Source organism: Synergistaceae bacterium (assembly GCA_012521675.1).
GTDB lineage: Bacteria > Synergistota > Synergistia > Synergistales > Aminobacteriaceae > JAAYLU01.
In genome coordinates this window covers 1-4954 of sequence record JAAYLU010000090.1, presented here as the reverse complement: position 1 = coordinate 4954, position 4954 = coordinate 1, and the positions used below count along the sequence as shown (strand labels likewise).

Sequence of the window (4954 nt, the reverse complement as noted above, 5' to 3'; positions counted from 1 at the left end):
GGTTAGTATATAGGGCTTCACTTGTTATGTCAACACCTTTCGCGCTGAAAAACCGTTTGCAGTCCCGATGTAGAAATCTTCCTGCGTCTTGCCTTGATTCGCCCTTCCGGAGATGGAAAAGGATCACGGGACAGCCAACTTTTTTGCATTGTCCGACAAGATCATTCCTCTCTCCTTCTGCGAGATGCCGGATTCGGAGATAAGCCTCTCGTACCTCGGGTACGAGAGTATGGGAAAGTCCGAGCCGTAGAGTATCTTGTCGAGTACGCCCGCTGACGAGATTGCCGTCATCAACGCGGGTTCATAGAGCCACGGCCAGGCGGCGGTGTCGTACCAGGCGTTGGCGAGGACGCGCCTCATCTCCGGCATGAGTTCGTACATCCATAGTCCTCCGCCGAAGTGAGCGAATACGACTTTTTGGTCCGGATGGTTGGCGCAGAACCGAGCCGCCTCTTCGGGGCCGGTATTTCCTTTGCCGGGGTAGTCGTGTCCGACTGGTTCCGCGGTGTGGAGCAGGAGGAACATGCCCGCCTCGGAGGCGGCTCCCGCCAGCCTTCTCGTCTGCTCTTCGTCCGATATGTCGAAGCCCTGTCCACCAGGGAAGAGTTCACCCACGCCCGAAAGGCCTTTCTCTTTGCACCTGGTGATCTCCCGCTCCACGCCCGGGGCTAGCGGATTGACGACTGCAAGGCCTTTCAACCGGTCGGGGTGCTTCCTGACGGCCTCTATGACGTAGTCGTTGCAGAGGGCGCAGAGCCCCGGGTCGTTGAAGGCGAAGCCGAAGATCCAGGACACTTCTATTCCGTCCCTGTCCATGGCGGATATCACGTCCTCCGTGGTCGCCCACTTGTGCACCTTCCCGCCTGAGAGCAGGGCGAAGTATGGCTCTCTCTCGCCTATCGCAGCCGCTCCGTCGATCACCTCGGGCGGATACACGTGTACATGACAGTCGATCAAAGCATCACCCCCAAAAGAAAAAAGGCGGCGCATATGCGCCGCCTTCAGTATAGCACGGTCGGGTTGACCTTCTCTACTTGACCTCGACGTCGGCACCTGCCTCGGCGAGCTTATTCTTGACCTCCTCGGCCTCTTCCTTGGTGACGCCCTCCTTGACGGGCCTGGGGGGATTGTCGACAAGCTCCTTGGCCTCCTTGAGACCAAGGCCTGTGAGCTCTCGGACCACCTTGATGACGGTGATCTTGTTGGGGCCGGGGCCCTTGTAGATGACGTCGAACTCCGTTTTCTCGTCCTCGGGGGCGGCTGCCGCAGCACCGGGCATGCCCATCATGGGCATCGCCATCGCCGGGGCGGAGGCGGAGACTCCGAACTTGTCCTCGAGGGCTTTAACGAGCTCAGAGAGCTCGAGGACGGACATGTTCTCTATAGCCTGAATCATTTCATCGCGGGTCATTCTGTTTCCTCCTTATTGTTTTAACCGGGGTTGCACCCTGAATATCGTGTTTCTATGCGACTTTCTCTTTTTGCTCCTTGATCTGGTCGAGGCACGTGACCAGCCCTCTTGCCGGGCCGGAGAGCACCGTGAGCAGGCCAGCGATGGGCGCTGCGATGGTGCGAACGACCTGTCCGAGGAGGACGTCCCTGCTCGGCAGGTCCGCAAGTGCCATGATCTGGTCCACGCTGAGAAGGGAATTGTCGAGGATTCCTCCCTTGATCTTGAAGAACTTGTTCTCGCGGGCCCTCGCGATGTCCTTGAGCGCCTTGGCCACGGGCACCGGGTCGCCGTAGGAGAGGGCGAAGATGTTGGGCCCGAACGCTATGTCATCCGGGAAGGCCGGGAGCTCCTGCTCCTCCATTGCGATTCGGACCAGGGTGTTCTTCGCCACCCTCATCTCTCCCCCCGCTGCGCGGACATCGGAACGGAGCTTTGTTATCTGCGCAACGTTCATACCCCTGAACTCGCAGACGAAGACTGCTTGGGCGCGCGAAAGGCGTTCTTTGAAATCGTCCACCATTTCAAATTTCTGTTTTGACGGCATGTACTCACCTCCTTGTGCAAAAAATAAAACCCGGGCGCCAGGCTCGGGTTCAGGTATCGAAGCGACACGAAGCATCGCTTGCAATCTCCTTAAACCTCGGCGGGCGGCGGCGCCATTCTTCCCCAGTGGGAACCCGCTGTCTTAAGTTTTAGGCGTTATTATGTTAGATTGGCCGGGATTCTCTAGTCCAGGCCGGCTATCTCCTTCTGAGCCGCGGCCACGTCGATCTTGATGCCGGGGCCCATGGACGAAGCCAGCGTTATGCTCCTCACATAGGCGCCCTTCACCGAGGCCGGCCTTGCCTTAAGGACCGCCTGAAGGATGGTCTTGAGATTGTCGAACAGCTGCTCGTCATTGAAGCTCTTTTTCCCTATCGCGTTGTGAATAATCGCGGACTTGTCCACGCGGAACTCTACCTTTCCGGCCTTGATCTCCTTCACCGCGTCCGCGATGTCGAAGGTCACGCTGCCGGTCTTGGCGCTCGGCATCAGTCCCCTGGGGCCAAGCACCTTGCCAAGGCGTCCCACGGACTTCATCATGTCGGGAGTAGCTATGACCGCGTCGAAGTCAAGCCAGCCGCCCGTTATCTTCGCGACCATGTCTTCTCCCCCGACGAAGTCCGCCCCCGCATCCTCCGCCTCCCTTATCTTCTCCCCCATGGCAAGGACCAGGACTCTCTTGGTCTTGCCGGTACCGTGGGGAAGCACCACTGTGCTGCGGACTTGCTGGTCCGCATGTCTGGGATCCACGCCGAGTCGGATGTGAATCTCCATTGTCTCGTCGAACTTCGCGGTAGCGGTCTCCTTGAAGAGGGATATCCCCTCCTTGAGGGTGTACTGTCTGCCCTTCTCAATCTTATTGTGCGCCTCTGTCAGTCTCTTGCATAGCTTTGCCATTTTATTCCCTCCCTGTGGTCATACGGCCCGGCACGGCCTCCCACGTAAAATCCGGTTGAAGTGCAGCAACTAGTCGACTATCTCTATCCCCATGGAGCGAGCCGTCCCCTCGATCATCCTCATGGCCGCATCGACATCGTAGGAGTTGAGGTCGACCTTTTTGATCTCTGCTATCTCCTTCACCTTGGCCCTGGGAACTGAGCCGACCTTGGTCTTATTCGGCTCGCTTGAGCCTAACTCGAGCCCTGCGGCCTTTTTAAGCAGCACGCTGGCCGGCGGGGTCTTAAGAATGAAAGTGAAGCTCCTGTCCGCGTAGACTGTGATCACGGCCGGAATTATGAGTCCGACCTGGTCGGCGGTCTTTGCGTTGAACTGTTTTACGAACTCCATGATATTGACGCCGTGCTGGCCCAGCGCCGGGCCAATAGGCGGCGCAGGCGTCGCCTTGCCTGCAGGCAACTGCAGTTTGATCTCCCCTATTACCTTTTTTGCCATTCTGTTATTTCTCCTCTCATAGCCGAAAAGCGGCCCGCGCACGACAATGCGCACGAGTCAGGACAGAACCCGCTCCTTGTCATAACCCGAGGCTTTTCAATTATCTATGGGTCAGAGCTTCTCCAGCTCTGTATAGTCGGTTTCCACAGAGGTCTCGCGACCGAAGACGGTGACGGAGAATTTGACCTTCCCCTTCTCCGGGAATATCTCCACGACAGGGCCCGCCTGGCCCTCGAACGGGCCGGACTTCACTCTGACCACATCGCCGGGTCGCAAGTTTATCTCAATCTTGGGCTTGACCTGATCCTTGCCCACCTTGCCCATTATGTCCCTTACCTCTTTTTCGGTCAGGGGAATGGGGTGGTTGCCGGAGCCGACGAATCCCGTCACTCCGGGGGTATGGCGCACGACATACCAGGACTGGTCGTTCAGGCACATCTCCACAAGCACGTAGCTCGGGAAAAGCTTTCGCGTAATCTTCTTGCTCTTCCCGTCCTTCACGGACACTCTCGTCTCGATGGGTACAAGGACGTTGAAGATGCTGTCCTCCATGCCCATCGTCGCGATTCTCTGTTCTATGTTCGCCTTTACGCGGTTTTCGTATCCGGTATAGGTCTGCACAATATACCAGCGGCGCTCTTCATTACTATCCATGCGTCAAAGGGGGATTAGCGGCCCCCTCACCTCCCTGCCGATCTCTCGAACAATTCCGGTGAAAACTGCCTGGATCGGCAGCGGGCGCTTATCTGAAGATCCTCGAGAAAATCGCCGTCAGAAGCATATCCACCAGGCCCAGATAGGCTGATACGAGAAGGGTGAAGACAATCACGACGATTGTCGAGTACCATACTTGTTGTTTCCCCGGCCAAGTTACCTTTTTTAGCTCGGCTTTGGCCTCTCTAACGAAGGTGAGGACACTTCCCACAACCTCTGCCTCCTATCTATTTTGGACAATAAAAAATGGCAGGCCCGGCAGGACTCGAACCTGCAACCCCCGGTTTTGGAGACCAGTGCTCTGCCAATTGAGCTACGGACCTGCAAGCAGAGTGTATTCTACACTACTTCCCTTCTTTGTGCAAGGTGTGTCTACCACACCATTTACAGAACTTATTGAGCTCCAGTTTCTTTGATTGCTTCCTTTTGTTCACGGTCGTGCTGTAGTTTCTTCTCTTGCACTCCGTGCACTGCATACTCACTATATCCGCCATTAAAAACAATCCTCCCGGTTCTGCCAGATGATCTTATTCTATAATCTCGGTGACGACGCCCGCGCCGACTGTGTGGCCGCCCTCGCGAACCGCGAATCTGAGACCCTGGTCCATGGCGATCGGAACTATCAGCTCGACCTCGAAGGTGGCGTTGTCGCCCGGAAGCACCATCTCGACTCCCTCGGGAAGCTTGATACCACCCGTGACGTCCGTCGTGCGGAAGTAGAACTGAGGCTTGTAGCCGGCGAAGAACGGGGTGTGACGACCGCCCTCCTCCTTCTTCAACACGTAGACCTCCGCCTTGAACCTGGTGTGGGACTGGGTGGAGTTGGGCTTGGCCAATACCTGACCGCGCTCG

At 57.0% G+C, this 4954-nt stretch carries 9 protein-coding genes and 1 tRNA gene; all 10 read right to left on the bottom strand.

The window, feature by feature from the left end; translation table 11 throughout:
* Window positions 1-123 precede the first annotated feature (123 nt).
* A complete protein-coding gene (locus GX181_08570) occupies window positions 124-990 on the bottom strand; it encodes an amidohydrolase family protein (GenBank protein NLM71993.1) in 867 nt (288 codons plus the stop codon).
* Between the two features lie 40 nt (window positions 991-1030).
* Window positions 1031-1411, bottom strand: coding sequence for a 50S ribosomal protein L7/L12 (gene rplL / locus GX181_08565; GenBank protein NLM71992.1), 381 nt, complete (start codon window positions 1409-1411; stop codon window positions 1031-1033).
* Window positions 1412-1463: 52 nt separating this feature from the next.
* The gene (locus GX181_08560) at window positions 1464-1997 is read right to left on the bottom strand and encodes a 50S ribosomal protein L10 (protein ID NLM71991.1); all 534 of its coding nucleotides are present in this window, start codon (window positions 1995-1997) and stop codon (window positions 1464-1466) included.
* Window positions 1998-2179: 182 nt separating this feature from the next.
* The gene (gene rplA / locus GX181_08555) at window positions 2180-2893 is read right to left on the bottom strand and encodes a 50S ribosomal protein L1 (GenBank protein ID NLM71990.1); all 714 of its coding nucleotides are present in this window, start codon (window positions 2891-2893) and stop codon (window positions 2180-2182) included.
* Between the two features lie 69 nt (window positions 2894-2962).
* Window positions 2963-3388: a 50S ribosomal protein L11 gene (rplK, locus tag GX181_08550; GenBank protein ID NLM71989.1), complete on the bottom strand. Its 426-nt coding sequence runs from the start codon at window positions 3386-3388 to the stop codon at window positions 2963-2965.
* A gap of 111 nt (window positions 3389-3499) precedes the next feature.
* Entirely contained in the window at window positions 3500-4042 is a 543-nt protein-coding gene (gene nusG, locus GX181_08545) for a transcription termination/antitermination factor NusG (protein NLM71988.1), read from the bottom strand.
* Between the two features lie 88 nt (window positions 4043-4130).
* Entirely contained in the window at window positions 4131-4313 is a 183-nt protein-coding gene (gene secE, locus GX181_08540; GenBank protein NLM71987.1) for a preprotein translocase subunit SecE, read from the bottom strand.
* 36 nt (window positions 4314-4349) lie between these two features.
* Window positions 4350-4425, bottom strand: a tRNA-Trp gene (locus tag GX181_08535).
* 21 nt (window positions 4426-4446) lie between these two features.
* Window positions 4447-4596 (bottom strand): 50S ribosomal protein L33, encoded by a 150-nt coding sequence (gene rpmG, locus GX181_08530; protein ID NLM71986.1) that lies wholly within the window; start codon window positions 4594-4596, stop codon window positions 4447-4449.
* Between the two features lie 33 nt (window positions 4597-4629).
* Window positions 4630-4954 (bottom strand): elongation factor Tu (gene tuf, locus GX181_08525; protein NLM71985.1); only part of this gene is annotated, 325 nt, incomplete at its 5' end.

Excerpts from the sequence above, each read along its gene's own strand:
- GX181_08570 (NLM71993.1), bottom strand. The coding sequence starts at position 990 with ATGCGCCGCCTTTTTTCTTTTGGGGGTGATGCTTTGATCGACTGTCAT.
- rplK (NLM71989.1), bottom strand. The coding sequence starts at position 3,388 with ATGGCAAAAAAGGTAATAGGGGAGATCAAACTGCAGTTGCCTGCAGGC.
- nusG (NLM71988.1), bottom strand. The coding sequence starts at position 4,042 with ATGGATAGTAATGAAGAGCGCCGCTGGTATATTGTGCAGACCTATACC.
- rpmG (NLM71986.1), bottom strand. The coding sequence starts at position 4,596 with ATGGCGGATATAGTGAGTATGCAGTGCACGGAGTGCAAGAGAAGAAAC.
- GX181_08560 (NLM71991.1), bottom strand. The coding sequence starts at position 1,997 with ATGCCGTCAAAACAGAAATTTGAAATGGTGGACGATTTCAAAGAACGC.
- rplL (NLM71992.1), bottom strand. The coding sequence starts at position 1,411 with ATGACCCGCGATGAAATGATTCAGGCTATAGAGAACATGTCCGTCCTC.
- rplA (NLM71990.1), bottom strand. The coding sequence starts at position 2,893 with ATGGCAAAGCTATGCAAGAGACTGACAGAGGCGCACAATAAGATTGAG.